Source organism: Streptomyces sp. NPDC006687, from assembly GCF_040636215.1.
GTDB lineage: Bacteria > Actinomycetota > Actinomycetes > Streptomycetales > Streptomycetaceae > Streptomyces.
Genome location: NZ_JBEYJJ010000029.1, coordinates 1 through 20,600, shown reverse-complemented (window position 1 = coordinate 20,600; position 20,600 = coordinate 1). Strand labels below are relative to the sequence as shown.

Annotated in this window: 16 protein-coding genes; 7 read left to right on the top strand and 9 right to left on the bottom strand. The window is 73.6% G+C overall.

Features of this window, described 5'->3' with window-relative positions:
• Positions 1–2: 2 nt before the first annotated feature.
• A complete protein-coding gene (locus tag ABZ716_RS24380; protein ID WP_358810063.1) occupies positions 3–1,805 on the bottom strand; it encodes a glycoside hydrolase family 3 N-terminal domain-containing protein in 1,803 nt (600 codons plus the stop codon).
• Positions 1,806–1,815: 10 nt separating this feature from the next.
• The gene (locus tag ABZ716_RS24375) at positions 1,816–2,775 is read right to left on the bottom strand and encodes a LysR substrate-binding domain-containing protein (protein WP_358961695.1); all 960 of its coding nucleotides are present in this window, start codon (positions 2,773–2,775) and stop codon (positions 1,816–1,818) included.
• Between the two features lie 106 nt (positions 2,776–2,881).
• Here ABZ716_RS24375 and ABZ716_RS24370 point away from each other — a divergent pair, with 106 nt between their 5' ends.
• Positions 2,882–3,802 (top strand): EamA family transporter, encoded by a 921-nt coding sequence (locus ABZ716_RS24370; RefSeq protein ID WP_358961693.1) that lies wholly within the window; start codon positions 2,882–2,884, stop codon positions 3,800–3,802.
• Positions 3,803–3,953: 151 nt separating this feature from the next.
• Here ABZ716_RS24370 and ABZ716_RS24365 read toward each other — a convergent pair whose 3' ends face one another.
• Positions 3,954–4,472 carry a DUF937 domain-containing protein gene (locus ABZ716_RS24365; RefSeq protein ID WP_358961691.1) on the bottom strand — a complete coding sequence of 173 codons (519 nt, stop codon included), beginning with the start codon at positions 4,470–4,472 and terminating at the stop codon, positions 3,954–3,956.
• Between the two features lie 276 nt (positions 4,473–4,748).
• On the opposite strand from ABZ716_RS24365, the gene ABZ716_RS24360 reads away from it, so the two are divergent.
• A complete protein-coding gene (locus ABZ716_RS24360) occupies positions 4,749–6,995 on the top strand; it encodes an ATP-dependent RecD-like DNA helicase (protein WP_358810059.1) in 2,247 nt (748 codons plus the stop codon).
• A 182-nt stretch (positions 6,996–7,177) separates the two neighbouring features.
• Positions 7,178–8,467 carry a citrate synthase gene (locus ABZ716_RS24355; protein WP_079427070.1) on the top strand — a complete coding sequence of 430 codons (1,290 nt, stop codon included), beginning with the start codon at positions 7,178–7,180 and terminating at the stop codon, positions 8,465–8,467.
• A gap of 358 nt (positions 8,468–8,825) precedes the next feature.
• Here the strand turns inward: ABZ716_RS24355 and ABZ716_RS24350 are convergent, their stop codons facing one another.
• The 5 genes from ABZ716_RS24350 to ABZ716_RS24330 all read right to left on the bottom strand — a co-directional run bounded on the left by ABZ716_RS24350 (position 8,826) and on the right by ABZ716_RS24330 (position 14,018).
• The gene (locus ABZ716_RS24350) at positions 8,826–11,105 is read right to left on the bottom strand and encodes a heavy metal translocating P-type ATPase (RefSeq protein ID WP_358961688.1); all 2,280 of its coding nucleotides are present in this window, start codon (positions 11,103–11,105) and stop codon (positions 8,826–8,828) included.
• 89 nt (positions 11,106–11,194) lie between these two features.
• Entirely contained in the window at positions 11,195–11,416 is a 222-nt protein-coding gene (locus ABZ716_RS24345; RefSeq protein ID WP_358810057.1) for a heavy-metal-associated domain-containing protein, read from the bottom strand.
• 136 nt (positions 11,417–11,552) lie between these two features.
• Entirely contained in the window at positions 11,553–11,753 is a 201-nt protein-coding gene (locus ABZ716_RS24340) for a MerR family transcriptional regulator (protein WP_358961685.1), read from the bottom strand.
• A gap of 293 nt (positions 11,754–12,046) precedes the next feature.
• On the bottom strand, positions 12,047–13,057 hold the full coding sequence (locus ABZ716_RS24335) for a Gfo/Idh/MocA family oxidoreductase (RefSeq protein WP_358961683.1): 1,011 nt from the start codon (positions 13,055–13,057) through the stop codon (positions 12,047–12,049).
• Between the two features lie 34 nt (positions 13,058–13,091).
• Positions 13,092–14,018, bottom strand: coding sequence for a sugar phosphate isomerase/epimerase (locus ABZ716_RS24330; RefSeq protein ID WP_358961680.1), 927 nt, complete (start codon positions 14,016–14,018; stop codon positions 13,092–13,094).
• Between the two features lie 75 nt (positions 14,019–14,093).
• Here ABZ716_RS24330 and iolC point away from each other — a divergent pair, with 75 nt between their 5' ends.
• Genes iolC through ABZ716_RS24310 form a run of 4 tightly spaced genes read left to right on the top strand, consistent with a single transcriptional unit; the run spans position 14,094 to position 19,359 of the window.
• Positions 14,094–15,080 (top strand): 5-dehydro-2-deoxygluconokinase, encoded by a 987-nt coding sequence (iolC, locus tag ABZ716_RS24325; RefSeq protein ID WP_358810054.1) that lies wholly within the window; start codon positions 14,094–14,096, stop codon positions 15,078–15,080.
• A 7-nt stretch (positions 15,081–15,087) separates the two neighbouring features.
• Positions 15,088–15,966 (top strand): 5-deoxy-glucuronate isomerase, encoded by an 879-nt coding sequence (gene iolB / locus ABZ716_RS24320; RefSeq protein WP_358810224.1) that lies wholly within the window; start codon positions 15,088–15,090, stop codon positions 15,964–15,966.
• A complete protein-coding gene (iolD, locus tag ABZ716_RS24315) occupies positions 15,963–17,849 on the top strand; it encodes a 3D-(3,5/4)-trihydroxycyclohexane-1,2-dione acylhydrolase (decyclizing) (RefSeq protein ID WP_358810053.1) in 1,887 nt (628 codons plus the stop codon). Before iolB ends, iolD begins: the two co-directional genes overlap by 4 nt.
• A 10-nt stretch (positions 17,850–17,859) precedes the next feature.
• Positions 17,860–19,359, top strand: a complete 1,500-nt coding sequence (locus ABZ716_RS24310) for a CoA-acylating methylmalonate-semialdehyde dehydrogenase (RefSeq protein WP_358810052.1) — start codon at positions 17,860–17,862, stop codon at positions 19,357–19,359.
• A gap of 43 nt (positions 19,360–19,402) precedes the next feature.
• Here ABZ716_RS24310 and ABZ716_RS24305 read toward each other — a convergent pair whose 3' ends face one another.
• A complete protein-coding gene (locus ABZ716_RS24305) occupies positions 19,403–20,443 on the bottom strand; it encodes a DUF916 domain-containing protein (protein WP_358961677.1) in 1,041 nt (346 codons plus the stop codon).
• Positions 20,444–20,600 lie beyond the last annotated feature (157 nt).

Genomic DNA, 20,600 nt, shown 5'->3' with positions numbered 1-20,600 from the left:
CGTCAGTACGCCAGCCCGTGGCCCAGCGGGTAGCGGCCCGGGACGGGGACCGGGAGGCGGCCCGACGGCCGCCGCGCTCCGGTCAGCACCCGGGCCGCCGCCCGCATCTCCACGTCCGTCCAGGTGTAGGTGGCCACCTCGGCCGCGCAGCCGGGCAGCCGGGCCGGGTCGTACGGGTTGCGGAGGGCCACCAGCACCACCGGGACGCCCGTCGCGACCAGGTCCGCCACCAGCGTCCGCTGCGGGCTCTCGCCCTCCGGGACGTTGTACGTGCACACCACCACCGCCGTACGGCCCGCCGCCGCCGCCACGGCCCGCTCGGGGGGCAGGGCCTGCGCCCGGCAGCCCAGGGCCGTCAGCTCCCGCGCCAGGACGGAGGTGGGGGGTCCCGTCGTCCCTGAGGGGGAGGCCGGGTCGGCGCCGGTCACCAGCAGCCGGGGACCGGCCGACGCGTCCAGCGGGAGCAGCCCGCGCGGGTTGGCCAGCAGGGTGGTCGTCCCGGCCGCGACCGCGTCGGCCACCGCCAGGTGCTCCGGGGTGCCCACCAGCGCGTCCACCCGCGCCTCGTCGGCGTACGGGTCCTCGAACAGGCCCCGGCGGGCCTTCACCTCCAGGATCCGCAGCACCGACTCCTCGACCCGCTCCCGCGTGAGCTCGCCCGACGCGACCGCCGCCAGCACGCTGCGGTGGGCCAGCCCCAGGTCAGGGGCGTTCAGCAACTGGTCGCAGCCCGCCTTGAGGGCCAGCACCGGCACCCGGTCGTCCCCGTACTTCTGGCGGACCCCGGCCATGTCCAGGGCGTCGGTCACCACCACCCCCCGGAAGCCCAGGCGTTCGCGCAGGATGCCGGTCACGATCGGCCGGGAGAGGGTCGCCGGGTCCCCCGAGGGGTCGAGCGCGGGGAAGACGATGTGCGCCGTCATCACCACGTCCGCGCCCGCCTCCACCGCCGCCCGGAAGGGGGGTTCGTCCAGCTCCTCCCACTGGGCGCGGCTGTGCCGCATCACCGGGAGCCCGACGTGGCTGTCGGTCTCGGTGTCCCCGTGCCCGGGGAAGTGCTTCGCCGTCGCGGCCACCCCCGCCGCCTGGTACCCGCGTACCTGGGCGGCCGCCAGCTCCGCCACCGCGCGCGGGTCGGAGCCGAAGGAGCGGACCCCGATCACCGGGTTGGCCGGGTTCACGTTCACGTCGGCGACGGGCGCGTAGTCCTGCCGGACGCCCAGCGCGGCCAGTTCCTCGCCCGCCACCCGGGCGGCCCGGCGGGCATCCTCGGGGGAGCCGCCGGCGCCCAGCGCCATCGCGCCGGGGAACAGGGTCGCGGGGCGGCCGATCCGGGCGACGGCCCCGTGCTCCTGGTCGACGGAGAGCAGCAGCGGGATCCGGGCACCCGAGCCGGTCGCGGCCCGCTGGAGGCCGTTGGAGAGGGCGGCGATCTGACCCGGGGAGCGGGTGTTGTGCGCCCAGGCGAAGTAGATGATCCCGCCGAGGTGGTAGCGGGCCACCAGTTCGGCGGCGGTGCGCACCCCGAACTGGGCCTGGTTCAGCTCGGCGTCGGCCGGGTCCGGGTCGGTCGCCGAGTGCCCGTACGCCCGGGACACGAACAGCTGCCCCACCAGCTCGGGCAGCCCCATCGAGGCCACCAGGGCGCGCAGCCGCGCCGCGTCCGGGCGGCGGTCCTCGGGGGGCGCGGGGGAGCGGGGGTCGTCGGGGGTGCGGCGGTGGCCCGCGGCGGAGGCGCCCGCGGCCGTGGCGGCGGCCATGGCCGCGGCGGCGAGCAGGGCCCGGCGGGAGGCTTGGTACGGCACCCCCGGGACGCTACTCCGGGTCCTCGCCCCGCGTCACCGGGACACCCGGGGCGTCCCCCGGAAGTACGCCGGACACCGTCGGCCAGTGCTCCCGCAGGGTGCGCACGGTCTCGGTGATCGCCGGTCGGCGGGAGGCTCCCGTCCGCCACAGGGCGTACAACCGGCGTACGGGGACCGGCTCCAGGGGGACCGCCACCGCTCCCGGCGGCAGCGGCCCGGTCCCCAGCCGCGGTACGACCGCGATGCCGAGCCCGGCCGCGACCAGGGCGACCACGGTGTGGTTCTCCTCGGCCATGTGCGCCACGTCGGGCTCGAACCCGGCCGTCCGCAGGGTCCGCATCAGCCAGTCGTGGCAGACCCGTCCCGGCGGCTGGCACACCCACCGCTGGCCGCCGAGGTCTTCGCGCCGCACCAGCCGCCGGGCGGTGAAGGGGTGCCCGGCCGGGACCACCAGATCGCACCGGTCGTCCCCGATCAGCGCGTGCTCCACCCCCTCGGGGGCGGGCAGCGGGGCGATGTCCCAGTCATGGGCCACCGCCAGGTCGGTGACGCCCCGGGCCACCAGGTCCACCGAGAGGTGGGGGTCCACCTCGGTCAGGCGCACGTCCAGCGCCGGATGGCGGACGGCCAGGTCGGCCAGCACCCCCGGCAGCAGTCCGCGCGCCGCCGAGGCGAAGGCGGCCACCGTCAGCAGCCCGCCGGGCCGGCCGCGCCGCTCCTCCAGGGTGGTCTCGGCCCGCTCGACGATCGCCAGCAACTCCCGGGCGGTCTCCGCCAGGTGGCGGGCCTCCTCGGTGAGGGCCACCCCGCGCCCGCGCCGCTCCAGCAGGGTGGTGCGGGTCTCCCGCTCCAGTTTGCCGATCTGCTGCGAGACGGCGGAGGGGGTGTAGCCGAGGGCGGCGGCCGCGGCAGCGACGGAGCCGTGGACGGAGACGGCGTGCAGCGCGCGCAGCCGGGGCAGGTCGAGCATCCGGCCATCGTAGGGGGTGTAGGGGTGCACGCGTAAGGAATGCTTCATCCTTCCCGGAAGTCATTCGCGCTGGTGCTACATGGTCCGGCCCGCCGATGCTCGGGACATGCGTCCCGTACACACCGCTCTCGCCGTCCTCGTCGCCGCCGTCTGGGGGTTCAACTTCGTCGTCATCCAGATCGGGCTCGGCCACTTCCCGCCGCTGCTGCTGTCCGCCCTGCGCTTCCTGGTCGCCGCGCTGCCCGCCGTGTTCTTCGTCGGGCGGCCCACGGTCGCCTGGAAGTGGATCCTGGGCGTCGGAGCGGCCCTGGGCATCGCCAAGTTCGGGCTGCTGTTCACGGGCATGGCCGCCGGGATGCCGGCCGGGCTGTCCTCGCTGGTGCTCCAGATCCAGGCCGTCTTCACCGCGGTCCTCGCCGCCGCCGTCCTGCGCGAGCGGCCCGGACGGGTGCGGCTGCTGGGCATGGCGGTGGCGCTGACGGGGATCGCGGTGGCCGCCGTGGAGCGCGGCCTGTCCGGCCCCGCGACCGGGTTCACGCTGGTCGTGGCGGCCGCAGCCTGCTGGGGCGTGTCCAACGTGCTGACCCGCAAGGCCGCACCGCCCGACGCGCTGAACTTCATGGTGTGGGTGTGCACCGTCCCCGTGGTGCCGCTGCTCGGGCTGTCGCTGCTGCTGGAGGGGCCCGGGCGGGACCTGGCCGCGCTGCGCTCCCTGGACTGGTCCGGGGTGGCCGTCATCGGCTACGTCGCCTGGGTGTCCACGGTGTTCGGCTTCGGCGCCTGGGGCTACCTGCTGCGCCGCTACCCGGCCTCGGCCGTGGCGCCGTTCTCGCTGCTGGTGCCGGTGTTCGGGATGTCCTCGGCCGCGCTGGTGCTCGGCGAGCCGGTTCCGGGGCTGCGCTGGCTGGCGGCGGTGCTGCTGGTCGGCGGGGTGGGGCTGACCTCGCTGGCCCCGGCGGGCGGCAGGCCGCGCGGGGCGGCCCTCGGCGGTGCTCCGGCGGGGGCGGTGGCCGGGACCGCCCGCTGAGGCGGGCGGCCCTGTGCGGGCGGCGCCCCCTCCGGGCGGCGCCGTGCGGGCGGCGCCCCCTCCGGGCGGCCCTGTGCGGGCGGCGCTCCCTCCGGGCGGTGCCGGGGCGGGTGCCGCTCCGTCCGGCCGCTGTCCGGGCGGCGCCGCGCCGCTACTTCCGGCCGCCGCCGAGGATCTGGCCCAGCAGGTCACCGAGCCCGCCACCGCCCTCGCCGGCCGGGGCTCCCGCGGTGGCCGGCCCCGCCCCCGCGCCCTTGCCGGCGGAGGCGCGCCTGGTGAGGACCGCCAGCACCACGGGGATCAGCATCTCGATCACCCGGGTGACGGCCGGGGCGGGCAGGCCCGTCTTCTTCGCCACCGCCGCGGCCACCGGCTTGCTCACCTTGCCGAGGACCCCGGCCATCATCCCGCCGCCGAGCAGCCCGCCGAGGCCGCCGCCCAGGGTGGCCACGCCCTGGAGGGGCGGCTGGGCCACCTCCGCGACGGCCTGGCGGACCTCGTCGTCGCCGCCTTCGGCCTTCTCCTGGAGGCCGCCGGCCATCGCGCCGACCGTCGTCGAGACCACGTCCTGCGCTCCGGCCCGGTCGGTGCCGAGCACGGAGGCGATCTCGGTCAGCCGGTCGTCGCCGAGCTCGTGCAGTACGTCGTCCTGGAAGGAGGATTCGCTCATGGGGGGAACGCTACGTCTGCGGTGATATATCGGCATCTCAGAGCGACTCGGAGGGCACCGACAGTAACGGAAAGGTAAAGCTGTGGTTCCGTATGCAACCCTCCGGGCCTGACGCGGGTCGTAGGGAGCGTCGGGACTTCCGGGAGGGATCCGGGGGGATCGGGAAGTCCGACGAGGGAGGGGTAACCGTGAGGGGGTCCGGCCGATGAGGCCGGACCCCCTTTCGTTTGTCCACAGGCCGGCCGCGCTGTCGGCGCGGGACGGTAGCTTCGTGCCATGGCGAACAACGGGGCGGTGCAACTGGCGGTGGTCGAGGGGGTGCTGGAGCGCATCACCTACGCCAACGAGGAGAGCGGCTACACGGTCGCCCGGGTGGACACCGGCCGCGGCGCGGGGGACCTGCTGACCGTCGTCGGCTCGCTGCTCGGCGCGCAGCCCGGCGAGTCCCTGCGGATGGAGGGCCGCTGGGGCTCGCACCCGCAGTACGGAAGACAGTTCAGCGTCGAGAACTACTCGACGATCCTGCCCGCCACCATCCAGGGGATCCGGCGCTATCTGGGCTCCGGACTCATCAAGGGCATCGGCCCGAGGATCGCCGACCGGATCGTGGAGCACTTCGGCCTCGACACCCTCGATGTGATCGAGGCGGAGCCGAAGCGGCTGATCGAGGTACCGGGCCTGGGCCCCAAGCGGACGAAGCTGATCGGCGCCGCCTGGGAGGAGCAGAAGGCCATCAAGGAGGTCATGGTCTTCCTCCAGGGGGTCGGCGTCTCGACCTCCATCGCCGTCCGCATCTACAAGAAGTACGGGGACGCCTCCATCTCGGTGGTGCGCAACCAGCCGTACCGGCTCGCTGCGGACGTCTGGGGCATCGGCTTCCTCACCGCCGACCGCATCGCCCAGGCCGTCGGCATCCCGCACGACAGCCCCGAGCGGGTCAAGGCCGGGTTGCAGTACGCCCTGTCCCAGTCCGCCGACCAGGGCCACTGCTTCCTCCCGCAGGAGCGGCTCATCTCCGACGGGGTGAAGCTGCTCCAGGTGGACACCGGGCTGGTCATCGAGTGCCTGGCCGAACTCGCCGCCGATCCGGAAGGGGTCGTACGGGAGTCCGTGCCCGACCCGCAGGGCGGCCCGGACCCCCTCACCGCCGTCTACCTCGTCCCCTTCCACCGGGCCGAGCTGTCGCTGGCGGGCCAGGTACGCCGGCTGCTGACCGCCGAGGAGGACCGGATGCCCGGCTTCCGGGACGTGGACTGGGAGAAGGCCCTGAGCTGGCTGGCGGGGCGGACCGGGGCCACGCTCGCCCCGGAGCAGCGGGAGGCGGTGCGGCTGGCGCTGACCCGCCGGGTCGCCGTCCTCACCGGCGGGCCGGGCTGCGGGAAGTCCTTCACCGTGCGCTCCATCGTGGAGCTGGCCCGGGCCAAGAAGGCCAAGGTGGTGCTGGCCGCCCCCACCGGGCGGGCGGCCAAGCGCCTCTCGGAGCTGACCGGGGCCGAGGCGTCCACCGTGCACCGGCTGCTGGAGCTGAAACCGGGCGGGGACGCGGCCTACGACCGGGACCGGCCGCTGGACGCCGATCTGGTCGTGGTGGACGAGGCGTCCATGCTGGACCTGCTGCTCGCCAACAAGCTGGTCAAGGCGGTGGCTCCGGGGGCGCATCTGCTGCTGGTCGGGGATGTGGACCAGCTGCCCTCGGTCGGAGCCGGCGAAGTGCTGCGGGACCTGCTCGCCGAGGGCGGCCCGGTGCCGGCCGTGCGGCTGACCCGGATCTTCCGCCAGGCCCAGCAGTCGGGGGTGGTCACCAACGCCCACCGCATCAACACCGGGGTCCCGCCGATCACCGACGGCCTGCCGGACTTCTTCCTCTTCCCGGAGGAGGACACCGAAGCGGCCGGAGTCCTGGCGGTGGATGTCGCGGCCCGCCGGATCCCCGCCAGATTCGGGCTCGACCCGCGCCGGGACATCCAGGTGCTGGCGCCCATGCACCGGGGACCGGCCGGCGCGGGCCATCTGAACGGTCTGCTCCAGCAGGCCATCACCCCGGCCAGGCCGGATGTGCCCGAGAAGCGGTTCGGCGGGCGGGTCTTCCGCGTAGGTGACAAAGTCACCCAGATCAGGAACAACTATGAGAAAGGCGCCAATGGCGTCTTCAATGGCACCGTCGGCGTGGTGACCGCTCTCGACGTGGACGAGCAGCGCTTGACCGTCCGTACGGAGGAGGACGAGGAGGTGGGGTACGAGTTCGCGGAGCTGGACGAGCTGGCGCACGCCTACGCCGTGACCATCCACCGCTCCCAGGGGAGCGAATATCCGGCGGTCGTGATCCCGGTCACGACCGGGGCTTGGATGATGCTCCAGCGGAACCTGCTCTACACGGCTGTGACCAGGGCGAAGAAACTCGTCGTCCTCGTCGGGTCGCGCAAGGCCCTCGGACAGGCGGTGCGCACCGTTTCCGCAGGCAGGAGGTTCACGGCGGTCGCCGCCCGGCTCGCCGGACGGATACCGGTGGGAAACATCACCTAGATGATCGATCATTTGGGTTCCCACAAGTACCGCGCGCAGGGCAGGATGAGCAGGTTGGCGGCACTCAGTGCCGTCAAAAAGACCAAAGGCCGACCCCGAGTGCACTCTCCTGCGCCAAATGGGGGAAGGTAGAGGCAGTCAGGGCACCTCGAAGAAGAGGCACTACGTCGGTGAGGGATGACGTGAGCGACAACTCTGTAGTACTCCGGTACGCGGACGGCGAATACACCTACCCGGTGATCGAAAGCACCGTCGGTGACCAGGGCTTCGACATCGCGAAGCTGAGGGCCCAGACCGGGCTCGTCACTCTGGACAGCGGCTACGGCAACACCGCCGCCTACAAGTCCGCGATTACCTACCTCGACGGTGAGCAGGGCATCCTGCGCTACCGCGGTTACCCGATCGAGCAGCTGGCGGAGCGCTCGACCTTCATCGAGGTCGCCTACCTGCTGATCAACGGTGAGCTCCCGACCGTCGACCAGCTCGCGTCGTTCCGCAACGAGATCACCCAGCACACGCTGCTCCACGAGGACGTGAAGCGGTTCTACGACGGCTTCCCGCGCGACGCGCACCCGATGGCCATGCTGTCGTCGGTCGTCAGCGCGCTGTCCACCTTCTACCAGGACAGCCACAACCCGTTCGACGAGAAGCAGCGCCACCTCTCGACGATCCGCCTGCTGGCCAAGCTCCCGACGATCGCGGCCTACGCGTACAAGAAGTCGGTCGGCCACCCGGTGGTCTACCCGCGTAACGACCTCGGTTACGTCGAGAACTTCCTGCGCATGACCTTCTCCGTGCCGGCCCAGGAGTACGAGCTCGACCCGGTCGTGGTCTCCGCGCTCGACAAGCTGCTGATCCTGCACGCGGACCACGAGCAGAACTGCTCGACCTCCACCGTGCGCCTGGTCGGCTCCTCGCAGGCGAACATGTTCGCCTCGATCTCCGCCGGCATCTCGGCCCTGTGGGGTCCGCTGCACGGTGGCGCCAACCAGTCCGTCCTGGAGATGCTCGAAGGCATCAAGAAGGACGGCGGCGACGTCGACGCCTTCATCCGCAAGGTGAAGAACAAGGAGGACGGCGTCCGCCTGATGGGCTTCGGGCACCGCGTCTACAAGAGCTTCGACCCCCGGGCGAAGATCATCAAGGCCGCGGCGCACGACGTCCTCTCGGCGCTCGGCAAGAGCGACGAGCTGCTGGACATCGCGCTCAAGCTGGAGGAGCACGCGCTCGCCGACGAGTACTTCGTCTCGCGCAACCTCTACCCGAACGTGGACTTCTACACCGGTCTGATCTACCGGGCCATGGGCTTCCCGACCGAGATGTTCACCGTGCTGTTCGCGCTCGGCCGCCTCCCCGGCTGGATCGCCCAGTGGCACGAGATGATCAAGGAGCCCGGCTCCCGCATCGGCCGCCCGCGCCAGATCTACACCGGCGAGGTCCTGCGCGACTTCGTCCCGGTCGAGGCCCGCTGAACCTGAGCCCCCAGGGCCCGGACGCACGAGAAGCGCCCCGCCGTCGATCCCCCCACGGGTCGGCGGTCGGGGCGCTCCCCTTTTCCCCGGCGACGGATTCCCCCCACGGGATCCGCGCCGGGGCGTCGGTGTGTGCCGGGACCCGTTCGGGTCGGGAGGGGCCGCTCAAAGCTTCCCGAGGGCACGCGTCCCGGCCGGCTGATGCCTCGGACGTCCCCCAAGACCTCCGCGAAACATCCCCCAAGATGTTTCCGGCATCGCCTCATTAGACCCGGGACCAGCCCGAATGGTTACGTCGCCGTCACTGTGATCTGCGTCTCCAGTGAAGGAGTTGTGGAGGAAGCGGGGAGGAGGTCCGCTACCGGAACGAGCGCAGCCGCAGGCTGTTGGTCACCACGAAGACCGAGGAGAAGGCCATCGCGGCCCCCGCGATCATCGGGTTGAGCAGGCCGGCCGCCGCCAGCGGCAGCGCCGCCAGGTTGTAGCCGAAGGCCCAGAACAGGTTGCCCCTGATGACGGCCAGGGTCCGGCGCGAGAGCCGGATGGCGTCGGCCGCCACCCGCAGGTCGCCCCGTACGAGGGTCAGGTCGCCCGCCTCGATGGCGGCGTCGGTGCCGGTGCCCATGGCCAGGCCCAGGTCGGCCCGGGCGAGGGCGGCCGCGTCGTTGACCCCGTCGCCGACCATGGCGACCGTACGGCCCTCCGCCTGGAGCCGGCGGACCACCTCCACCTTGTCCTGCGGGAGCACCTCGGCGATCACCTCGTCGATGCCCACCTCGCGGGCCACCGTCTCGGCCACCGCCCTGTTGTCGCCGGTCAGCAGCACCGGAGTGAGGCCGAGCGCGCGCAGCCGGGCCACGGCCTCGGCGCTGGTCGGCTTCACCGCGTCGGCCACCGTCAGCAGCCCGCGGGCCTCCCCGTCCCAGGCGACCAGAACCGCCGTGCTGCCGGCGGCCTCGGCGGCGGCCCCCGCCCGGGCGAGGGCGCCGGGCACGGTGACGCCCCGCTCGGCCAGCAGCCGTGCCCGGCCCACCAGGACGGAGCGGCCCTCGACCACGCCCCGCACGCCCAGCCCGGCGAGGTTCTCGAAGGACTCGGGGACGGGCAGCCCGCCCGCCGCCTCGGCCGCCTCGGCGGCTCCGGCGGCGATCGCCCGGGCGACGGGGTGCTCCGAGGCGTGCTCCAGGGCCCCGGCGAGCCGCAGCAGCTCCTTCTCGTCGGTCCCCTCGGCGGGGTGCGTCCCGGACAGGGCCATCCGTCCCGTGGTCACCGTCCCGGTCTTGTCCAGGACGACGGTGTCCACCCGGCGGGTGGACTCCAGCACCTCCGGCCCCTTGATCAGGATGCCGAGCTGCGCGCCCCGGCCGGTGCCGACCATCAGGGCGGTCGGGGTGGCCAGCCCCAGGGCGCAGGGGCAGGCGATGATCAGGACGGCCACGGCGGCGGTGAAGGCGGCGGCGGTGTCGTCGGTGATCAGCAGCCAGGCCACCCAGGTGCCGAGCGCGAGCAGCAGCACGACGGGCACGAACACCGCGGAGATCCGGTCGGCGAGCCGCTGCACCGCGGCCTTGCCGTTCTGCGCCTCCTCCACCATCCGCGCCATCCGGGCCAGCTGGGTGTCGGCCCCGATCCGGGTCGCCTCCACGACGAGCCGGCCGGAGGTGTTGACGGTGGCGCCGGTGACGGGATCACCGGCGGACACCTCGACGGGGAGGGACTCGCCGGTCAGCATCGAGGCGTCCACGGCGGAGGAGCCCTCGACCACCCGGCCGTCGGTGGCGATCTTCTCCCCGGGCCGGACCACGAACCGGTCGCCCGCCGCCAGGGAGCCCACCGGGATCCGGACCTCCCCGCCGCCCCGCAGGACGGCCACGTCCCTGGCGCCCAGCTCCATCAGCGCCCGCAGGGCCGCGCCCGCCTTCCGCTTGGAGCGGGCTTCCAGGTAGCGGCCGAGCAGGATGAAGGTGACGACGCCCGCCGCGACCTCCAGGTAGAGGGCGGAGGAGCCGTCGGTACGGGTGAGGGTGAGCTCGAAGCGGTGCCGCATCCCGGTCATACCCGCGTGCCCGAAGAACAGGGCCCACAGGGACCAGGAGTAGGCGGCCAGTGTGCCCACCGAGACCAGGGTGTCCATGGTCGCGGCCCCGTGCCGGGCGTTGGTCCAGGCGGCCCGGTGGAAGGGCAGGGCGCCCCAGACCGCGACGGGCGAGGCCAGGGTCAGGCAGAGCCACTGCCAGTTGTCGAACTGGAGGGCGGGCACCATCGACAGCAGGACGACGGGCAGGGCCAGGGCGGCGGACACCAGCAGCCGCTGCCGCAGCGAGGCGAGCGCGGGGTCGTCGGAGCCGGTCCGGGGACTTCCTTGGGGCTGCTCGGCCTCCGGTTCCGGCGGCGGCGGGGGCTCCTCGGCCGTGTACCCGGTCCGGACCACCGTCGCGATCAGGTCGGCCACCTCGACGCCCTCGCCGTAGGAGACGTACGCCTTCTCGGTGGCGTAGTTGACCGTGGCGCTGACCCCGTCCATCCGGTTCAGCTTCTTCTCGATACGGGCCGCGCAGGAGGCGCAGGTCATCCCGCCGATCGTCAGCTCGACCGCCGGGGCTATGGGCCCCTGGTGCACTGCGCTGCTGCTGCTCATGACCCGCTCCGGGGGAAGGGGCCGGGCCGCACGGTCCGGTCGGGGGACGGAGGGTGCGGCCCGGCGGGGTACTGCGGAAGGAAGGGGGCTCAGACCTGGCCGGCGAGCTCGTAGCCGGCCTCGTCCACGGCGGCGCGCACGTCGTCCTCGGCGAGCGGGGCGGCGGACACCACGGTGACCTCACCGGTGGCGGCGACGGCCTTGACGGAGGTGACGCCCGGCAGGGCGGACAGCTCGGCGGTCACCGCGCCCTCGCAGTGCCCGCAGGTCATTCCGGTGACCTTGTACACGGTTTCCGTCACGGCGGTCATGTCGTTCTCCAATCAGGGGGTGTCTCTCTCTATCAGAGAATATACCCCTAGGGGGTATTGAGTCGTCATCCGGCACCTCTCCAGTGTGTGCCGGACGGGTGCGGAGTGACGAGCGGCCCGGGGCCGCCCGCGCGGCTCACTCCTCGCGGCGGCTCCGGTTGCCCGGGCGGCGGGCCACCCAGGTGCGGATGGTGTCCGCGTACCAGTAGGGCTTGCCGCCCTCCACGTGGTCGGGGGCGGGGAGCAGTCCGTGCTTGCGGTAAGAGCGCACGGTGTTCGGCTGCACCCGGATGTGGGCGGCGATCTCCTTGTAGGACCACAGCTGACGGTCGCTCATCCACGACACCTCCTCGTCCACGCCCGGGGCCGGCCGGGAGGCCGTCGGGGGAGCCGGTGCGCGGACACTGACGATCACTCGCTTTGTGCCCGGTGAACGACGGCCGGTGGAGGTGGGGGAGGGGCTGTGGACCGTCTGTGACGGAAAGCCCGCGTAATCCGGATATGTGTGACACGAGCGCGACTCCTGTGACGGACGCGGCACAGGAGTCCGCCGGTGAGTCCGGGACGCGAGAGGACGCTCAGTGGTGGAGGTCAGCGGTGGAGCTCAGCGGTAGAGCTCACCATGGGCGGTCAGCGGTAGAGGTCCGGCCGCTCCACCAGCCGCACCTCGGTCCGTACGCCGCTGTGCGCGGCCGCGAGCCCCGCCTCCGAGACGGCGGCCGCCGCGTACCCGTCCCAGGCGTCGGGGCCGTCCACCCGGCCCCGCGCGGCCGCCGCCACCCACCGCCGCACCTGGCGGTCGTAGGCGTCCGCGAACCGGGTGGTGAAGTCCTGGGCGATCTCCCCGCCCCACCGGCCGCCCGACTCCACCACCATCGCCCGGCCGTCGCCGATGCTGGCGCTGCCGGACTCCCCGACCGCCTCGCACCGCACCTGGTAGCCGAACTGGCAGTTGACGAAGATCTCCACGTCCACGACGGCCCCGCCCGAGGTCTCCAGCAGCACCAGACGCGGGTCGCGCAGCCCCTCGGGGGCGGCCGAGGACGGCCTCGGCGACAGCACGGTCACGGCCGTCACCTCCTGACCCAGCAGCCAGCGGGCCGCGTCCACCTCGTGCACCACGGAATCGCTGATCAGCATGGAGCTGGTGAAGAAGGACGGCGAGGCGGCGTTGCGGTGCCGGCAGTGCAGGAACAGCGGCCGGCCGATCCCGCCCGCGTCCAGCAGCTCCTTGAGCCGCTCGTACTCGGCGTCGAACCGCCGCATGAACCCCACCTGCACCAGCCGCCGGCCCACCCGCCGCTCCGCCTCCAGCACCCGCAGCGCCCCCTGCGGATCGGGGGTCAGCGGCTTCTCGCAGAGCACCGGCAACTCCCGGTCCAGGGCGTGCAGGATCGCTTCCTCGTGGGCCGGTCCGGGCGAGGCGATCAGTACGGCCTCCACCCCGGGGGCCGCTATAGCCGCCGCCGGATCCGTGAACGCGGCCGCGCCCTCCACCCGCGCCGCGACCTCCTTGACCCGGTCCCCGTCCGGATCGGCGAGGGCGACCACCCGCGCCCCGCCGACGGTGTCGCCGATGCGCCGGACGTGGTCGGCGCCCATCTTCCCGGTGCCGATGACGGCGATGCCGAGCGTGCTCATGTCTTCTCGTCCCTCCGAGATGAACGGTCCAGGATCAGCGGGCGCCGCAGGAGCGCAGGTAGGCGCGGGTGCGCCGGGCGATGGGCAGCGGACGGTCCGGCGGGCACGGGTACATGTCCTGCTCCACGATCGCGAACAGCTCCACCCCCCGCTCCGCCCCCAGCGCCTGCGCGGCGGCCAGGACCGGCTCCAGCGCGGGCACCCCGGACGGCGGCTCGCACATCACCCCGCGCCCCACGGCCGGCCCGAACGGCACCTGCTCCGCCAGCACTTCGGCGAGGATCCGCGGGTCCACCTGCTTGAGGTGGAGGTACCCGATCCGCTCACCGAAGGCCCCGATCGCCTCCACGCTGTCCCCGCCGCAGTACGCGTAATGCCCGGTGTCCAGGCACAGCGACACCAGCTCCGGGTCGGTCGCGTCCAGGAACCGGGCCACGTTCTCAGGGGTGTCGATATGGGTGTCCGCATGCGGGTGGACCGCGATCCGCAGCCCGTACCGCTCCCGCACCTCCCGGCCCAGGCGCTCGGTCTGGGAGGCCAGTTCACGCCATTGGCCGGCCGTCAGGACCGGATCCTCCAGCATCCCGCCCGTCTTGTCGTCCCGCCAGAAGGAGGGGATCACGACGAGGTGCTCCGCGCCCGTGTCGCGGGCCAGCGCGGCGATCCGCGACACGTGCGCCCAGGTCTGCTCCCAGACGGCGGGGCCGTGATGGAGTCCGGTGAAGACGGTGCCGGCGGACACCCGCAGGCCCCGCTTCGCGGTCTCGTCGGCGAGGCGGGCCGGATCGGTGGGCAGGTAGCCGTAGGGGCCGAGCTCGATCCACTCGTACCCGGCGTCGGCGACCTCGTCGAGGAACCGGTCCCAGGGAAGCTGCAGCGGATCCTCCGGGAACCAGACACCCCAGGAGTCCGGAGCCGAACCGACACGGATACGGGTCAACGCGGGCGGGGAGGAGGTCATGACGGCCACCTTAGGGTGCGGGTCCGAGGTCCGAGGGGAAAGGGAGGACGAGTGCGACTGGGAGGAGTACCCGGCATGAGCACGGGGGACACAGCGGGCGGGGCCGCGAACGAACCCCCGTACGACCTCATCACGATGGGGCGGATCGGGGTGGATCTCTACCCGCTGAAGACGGGGGTACCGCTCGCGGAGGCCGACACCTTCGGGAAGTTCCTCGGCGGCTCCCCGGCGAACGTCGCCGTCGCCGCCGCCCGGCTCGGGCGCCGCACGGCCCTGATCAGCCGCACGGGAGCGGACCCCTTCGGGGCCTATCTCCGCGCTGAGCTGCGGGGGTTCGGCGTGGACGACCGCTGGGTGGGGGAGGTGGCGCGCTACCCGACGCCCCTCACCTTCTGCGAGGTCTTCCCGCCGGACCGCTTCCCGCTCTACTTCTACCGGCTGCCCAAGGCGCCCGACCTGGAGATCGACCCGGACGGGATCGACCGCGAAGCCGTGCGCGCCGCGCGGGTGTTCTGGATGACCGGTACGGGCCTCAGCGTCGAGCCGAGCCGCGCGGCGACCCTGGCCGCGCTGGAGGCCCGCTCGAAGTCCGGGACGACCGTCTTCGACCTCGACTGGAGGCCGATGCTCTGGGACGAGGGCCCGCCGCGCCCCTGGTACGAGCGGGCGCTCGCGCTGGCGACGGTGGCGGTCGGGAACGCGGAGGAGTGCGCGGTCGCCACCGGCGAGAGCGAGCCCCACGCGGCCGCGCGGGCGCTGCTCGCGGCGGGGGTGGAGCTGGCGGTGGTCAAACGCGGCCCGGAGGGGGTGCTGGCCGTCCACCGCGACGGCACCGTGGTGGAGGTACCGCCGGTCCCGGTGACGGTGGTCAACGGCCTGGGCGCCGGCGACGCGTTCGGCGGGGCCCTGTGCCACGGGCTGCTGGCCGGCTGGGACCTGGAGCGGGTCCTGCGGTACGCGAACGCGGCGGGGGCGATCGTGGCCTCCCGCCTGGCGTGTTCGACGGCGATGCCGTTCCCGCACGAGGTGGAGGAGGTGCTGGGCCGTGCCGGTGCTGTCTGAGACGGGGATGGAACACACCCGGCTGGTGGTCGTGGAGCTCGCGGCGGGGGAGACGTACGCGCACGCGTGCGGGGAGGCGGAGTGGATCGTCCTCCCGCTGACGGGCGCCTGCGAGGTCCGCTGGGCGGAGCCCCCTGAGGGTGCCCGGGGCGCGGACCCGGTTCCGGGAAGGGGCCGGGTGGGGGAGGGCGCCGCCGGGACCTTCCGGCTGCGCGGCCGCGGCTCGGTGTTCGACGGGCCCAGCGACTTCGCTTACCTGCCCAGGGACGCCTCCGCCGAGCTGACCTCCTCGGCCGGCGGCCGCTTCGCGCTCGCCGGAGCCCCCTGCGAGCGCCGGCTGCCCGCACGCTACGGCCCGGCCGCGGACGTCCCCGTCGAGCTGCGCGGAGCCGGCCGCTGCTCCCGCCAGGTGCACAACTTCGCCGCCGCCGACACCTTCCCCTGCGACCGGCTGATCGCCGTCGAGGTGCTCACCCCGGGCGGGAACTGGTCCTCGTACCCGCCCCACAAGCACGACGAGCACCACCCGGGCGAGGAATCCCGCCTGGAGGAGATCTACTTCTACGAGATCGCCCCCCACGGCGCCACCCCCGGCGTCGGCTACCAGCGCGTGACGCCCTCACCGGCGGGGAAGACCGATGTGCTCGCCGAGGTCCGCTCGGGTGACGTCGTCCTCATCCCCGACGGCTGGCACGGCCCGTCCATCGCGGCGCCCGGCCATGACATGTACTACCTGAACGTGATGGCCGGCCCCGGCCCGGAGCGCGAGTGGCTCATCCGCGACCACCCCGACCACGCCTGGATCCGCGCCGAGTGGGCCGGCCAGGAGACCGACCCCCGCCTCCCCCTGAACGGCCCCGCACCCCGACCCGAGGAGGCCCCGTGACCGCACCGCGCAGCGTCCGGCTGACCACCGCCCAGGCGCTCGTACGGTTCCTGAGCCGCCAGTACACCGAGCGCGACGGGCGCCGGAACCGGCTGATCGCCGCCACCTGGGGGATCTTCGGCCACGGCAACGTCGCCGGCATCGGGCAGGCCCTGCTGGAGAGCGGCCCCGCGGCCATGCCCTTCCTCCAGGGCCGCAACGAACAGGCCATGGTGCACGCCGCCGTCGGCTACGCCCGCCAGCGCGGCCGGCTGTCGGCGCACGCCGTGACCACTTCCATCGGGCCCGGCGCGACCAACCTCGTCACCGGTGCCGCCCTCGCCACCGTCAACCGGATCCCCGTCCTCCTGCTGCCCGGGGACACCTTCGCGACCCGGCCCGCCGACCCGGTGCTCCAGCAGCTGGAGGTCCCCCACGCGGGTGACGTCTCCGTCAACGACACGCTGCGGCCCGTCTCCCGCTACTTCGACCGGATCGTCCGGCCCGAGGCCCTGATCCCCGCCGCCCTCCAGGCGATGCGCGTCCTCACCGACCCGGTGCAGACCGGAGCCGTCACCCTGGCGCTGCCGCAGGACGTGCAGGCGCAGGCGTACGACTGGCCCGAGGAGTTCTTCGCGCGGCGGGTGTGGCGGGTGCGCCGCCCCCGGCCCGACACGGACGAGCTGCGGGCCGCCGCCGAGGCGGTACGGGAGGCCCGCCGCCCCCTGCTCGTCGTCGGCGGCGGCATCCGGCACAGCGCGGCGCAGGAGGCACTGGGCGCGTTCGCCGAGGCCACCGGCATCCCCGTCGCCGCGACCCAGGCCGGCAAGGGCGCCCTGCGCCACGACCACCCCGCCGAGGTGGGCGCCGTCGGCCACACCGGCACCGCCGCCGCCGACGCCCTGGCCCGCGCCGCCGACCTGGTCATCGCGGCCGGGACCCGGCTGACGGACTTCACCACCGCCTCCTCGACCCTCTTCCAGAACCCGGCCGTCCGCTTCCTCGGCCTCAACCTCGACCCCTACGACGCCCACAAGCAGGCCGCCCTCCCGCTGGTCGCGGACGCCCGGGAGGGTCTGGACGCCCTGCGCACGGAGCTGGCCGGCCACCGGGTCGACCCCGCGTACGAGCAGGCGTACCGCGCGGCCAAGCTCTCCTGGGAGGCCCTGGTGGACCGGGCCTTCCACGCGCCCGACGAGAGCGCCGTCCCCACACAGGCGCAGGTGCTCGGCGCCCTGGACGCCGTCGTCGACGACACCGACGTGATCGTCAACGCCGCCGGCTCCCTCCCCGGCGACCTGCACCGGCTGTGGCGCGCCCGCTCCGCCGACCAGTACCACGTCGAGTACGGGTACTCCTGCATGGGCTACGAGATCCCCGGCGCCCTCGGCGTGGCCCTGGCGGCCCCCGGCCGGCCGGTGTGGGCGCTCGTCGGCGACGGCTCGTACCTGATGAACCCGACGGAGATCGTCACCGCCGTCCAGGAGTGCGTCCCGCTGAAGGTGGTCATCCTCGACAACCACGGCTACGCCTCCATCGGCGGTCTCTCGGACGCGGTCGGCGGCGAGGGGTTCGGCACGGCGTACCGCTTCCGGGGGCCCGGCGGCGCGTACACGGGCGACCCCCTCCCGGTGGACCTCGCGGCCAACGCGGCCTCCCTCGGCATGGCCGTCATCCGCACCCGCACCATGGGTGACCTGCGGAAAGCCCTGGCCGAGGCGCGCGGGTCCGACCGTCCCACATGTGTCTACGCACAGACCCGAACACCCGACACTGTGTCGGGCCCACCCCCGGCACAGGCGTGGTGGGATGTTCCCGTGGCCGAGACCGCGACCCGTGCGTCGGCGGCCGAGGCCCGCGAAGAGTACGACCGGCAAGCCGCGCAGCGACGTCGCCATCTGTGAAGGAGCAAGCATGAAGACCGTCAACCACTGGATCGGTGGCACGACCGTCGAGGGCGCGTCGGGCAACTACGGCCCGGTCACCGACCCGGCCACCGGCGAGGTCACCACCCAGGTCGCCCTGGCCTCCGCCGAGGAGGTCGACGCCGCGGTACGGGTCGCCAAGGAAGCCTTCCTGTCCTGGGGCCAGTCCTCTCTGGCCGCCCGCACCAAGGTGCTGTTCGCCTACCGCGCCCTGCTGGACGCGAACCGCGACGCGATCGCCGAACTGATCGTCGCCGAGCACGGCAAGGTGCACTCCGACGCCCTCGGCGAGGTCGCGCGCGGCCTGGAGATCGTCGAGCTGGCCTGCGGGATCACCACGCAGCTCAAGGGCGAGCTGTCCACGTCCGTCTCCAACCGGGTGGACGTGGCCGCCATCCGCCAGCCGCTCGGCGTGGTCGCGGGCATCACCCCGTTCAACTTCCCGGCGATGGTGCCGATGTGGATGTTCCCGCTGGCCGTGGCCTGCGGCAACACCTTCATCCTCAAGCCGAGTGAGAAGGACCCGTCGGCCGCGAACAAGCTGGCCGAGCTGGCCGCCGAGGCCGGCCTTCCGGCGGGCGTGCTGAACGTCGTCCACGGTGACAAGGTCGCCGTCGACGCCCTCCTCGCCCACCCCGACGTCGCCGCCGTCTCCTTCGTCGGCTCGACGCCGATCGCCCGCCACATCCACACCACCGCCTCCGCCAACGGCAAGCGCGTCCAGGCTCTGGGCGGCGCCAAGAACCACATGCTGGTGCTGCCGGACGCCGACCTCGACGCCGCCGCCGACGCGGCCGTCTCCGCCGCCTACGGCTCGGCCGGCGAGCGCTGCATGGCCATCTCGGCGGTCGTCGCCGTGGGCGCCATCGGCGACGCGCTCGTGGAGAAGATCCGCGAGCGCGCCGAGAAGATCAAGATCGGCCCCGGCAACGACCCGGCCTCCGAGATGGGCCCGCTGATCACCGCCGCCCACCGCGACAAGGTCGCCTCGTACGTCAAGGGCGCCGCCGGCCAGGGCGCGGAGGTCGTCCTGGACGGCACCGGCTACACGGTCGACGGCCACGAGAACGGCCACTGGATCGGCCTGTCCCTCCTCGACCACGTCCGCACCGACTCCGACGCCTACCGTGACGAGATCTTCGGCCCGGTGCTGTGCGTCCTGCGCGCCGAGACCTACGAGGAGGGCGTGGCCCTCATCAACGCCTCGCCGTTCGGCAACGGCACCGCCATCTTCACCCGCGACGGCGGCGCGGCCCGCCGCTTCCAGCTGGAGATCCAGGCGGGCATGGTCGGCGTCAACGTGCCCATTCCGGTGCCGGTGGGCTACCACTCCTTCGGCGGCTGGAAGGACTCGCTCTTCGGCGACCACCACATCTACGGCAACGACGGCATCCACTTCTACACCCGCGGCAAGGTCGTCACCACCCGCTGGCCCGACCCGTCCGAGGCCCCGGACGGCGTCGACCTCGGCTTCCCCCGCAACCACTGACGGCCCTTCCGCTCCGCGAGCCGCAGGAACCCCTGGCCCACCCTCACCGGCCGGGGGTTCCTGCCGTGTGCGGCTCCTCGGACGCCGGCTGCTCCTCGGGCGGGGCCGCCCGGCGGCGCCGGCGCAGCACGAGGAGGGCGGTGGCGGCCCCGGCCAGCAGCAGGAGCGCGGCCGCCGCGGGCCAGGGCACGGCCAGGAAGGCGGTACCGGCCCGGTCGCGGAGGTCCGGGTAGGCGGCGGCCGTCGCCGTGACCGTGACGGAGACCCGGTCCAGCTGCGGGGCGTCCGGCCAGGGTTCGGTGAGGATGATCCGCCGGCCGGGCAGCAGCGCCGGCTTGGGCTCGCCGCCGGGCCGGTCCAGCACCCGGCGCCCGAACAGCCCCCGCGCGGCCACGGCCACCCTCGGCTCCACCACCACGTTGCCCCGGTTGACCAGGGTGTAGGTGACGGTGGCGCGGGCCTCCTTGGTCCAGGGCAGCAGCGGGGCACCGCGGTCGACCCGTACGTCCTCCACAGCCAGCGCCGGGGTCAGCGGGCCCGGCACCCTCAGGTACAGCCGGGCGCCCACCTGCCGCTTCACCCCGACCTGGACCCTGCCGTCCCGCTGGACGCCCTCGACCTGCGTGTTCAGCGCGACGATCCCGCCCACATGGTCCCCGGGGGCGGCGTCCTGGGGGACGTGGAGGGTGAAGGGGATGTCCTTGCGGCCCTTGGGCGGCACGGTGACGGTGCCCGCCGCCGCGGGCCCGAGCGCGATCCAGGTCCCGACGTCGTGGGGCCTGGTCTCGACGGGCAGGAGGGCGAAGGCGCCGCCCGACGGGGTGTTCACGGCGTCGGTGGCGAAGACCTGGAAGGTCAGCTCCCTGTCGGAGGAGTTCAGGATCGTCACGCTGTCACCGAGGGTGGAGCCCGCCGCGCCCTGGTGGAAGAAGTACGCCCGGTCGGTCGTCGCCGCGCCCGCAGGCGGTGTCGGGAACACCCCCCAGGTGCCGTTGTCCGCGGCCGTGGCCGGAGCGGCGGGGAGCATCAGCAGCCCGCACAGGCCGAGGAGGAGGGTGCGGAGGACGGTCGTGCGCAGGCGCATGGGCGGTCTTCTCCAGGTCGTGGCGGGGCAACGGGGTGGGTGGTGGGGGGGGGGGGGGGGGCGCCCCCCCCCGCCCCCCCCCCCGGCCCGCCCCGCCGCCCCCCCCCCCCCCCCCGGAAGACAAACACAAACAAAACAAAAAAGTAAGCAGGCAGGA

Bases quoted from the DNA above. Each gene is read 5' to 3' on its own strand.
- ABZ716_RS24375 (WP_358961695.1), bottom strand. From the start codon at position 2,775: ATGCTCGACCTGCCCCGGCTGCGCGCGCTGCACGCCGTCTCCGTCCAC.
- ABZ716_RS24370 (WP_358961693.1), top strand. From the start codon at position 2,882: ATGCGTCCCGTACACACCGCTCTCGCCGTCCTCGTCGCCGCCGTCTGG.
- ABZ716_RS24365 (WP_358961691.1), bottom strand. From the start codon at position 4,472: ATGAGCGAATCCTCCTTCCAGGACGACGTACTGCACGAGCTCGGCGAC.
- ABZ716_RS24360 (WP_358810059.1), top strand. From the start codon at position 4,749: ATGGCGAACAACGGGGCGGTGCAACTGGCGGTGGTCGAGGGGGTGCTG.
- ABZ716_RS24350 (WP_358961688.1), bottom strand. From the start codon at position 11,105: ATGAGCAGCAGCAGCGCAGTGCACCAGGGGCCCATAGCCCCGGCGGTC.
- ABZ716_RS24345 (WP_358810057.1), bottom strand. From the start codon at position 11,416: ATGACCGCCGTGACGGAAACCGTGTACAAGGTCACCGGAATGACCTGC.
- ABZ716_RS24340 (WP_358961685.1), bottom strand. From the start codon at position 11,753: ATGAGCGACCGTCAGCTGTGGTCCTACAAGGAGATCGCCGCCCACATC.
- ABZ716_RS24335 (WP_358961683.1), bottom strand. From the start codon at position 13,057: ATGAGCACGCTCGGCATCGCCGTCATCGGCACCGGGAAGATGGGCGCC.
- ABZ716_RS24330 (WP_358961680.1), bottom strand. From the start codon at position 14,018: ATGACCTCCTCCCCGCCCGCGTTGACCCGTATCCGTGTCGGTTCGGCT.
- iolC (WP_358810054.1), top strand. From the start codon at position 14,094: ATGAGCACGGGGGACACAGCGGGCGGGGCCGCGAACGAACCCCCGTAC.
- iolB (WP_358810224.1), top strand. From the start codon at position 15,088: ATGGAACACACCCGGCTGGTGGTCGTGGAGCTCGCGGCGGGGGAGACG.
- ABZ716_RS24310 (WP_358810052.1), top strand. From the start codon at position 17,860: ATGAAGACCGTCAACCACTGGATCGGTGGCACGACCGTCGAGGGCGCG.
- ABZ716_RS24305 (WP_358961677.1), bottom strand. From the start codon at position 20,443: ATGCGCCTGCGCACGACCGTCCTCCGCACCCTCCTCCTCGGCCTGTGC.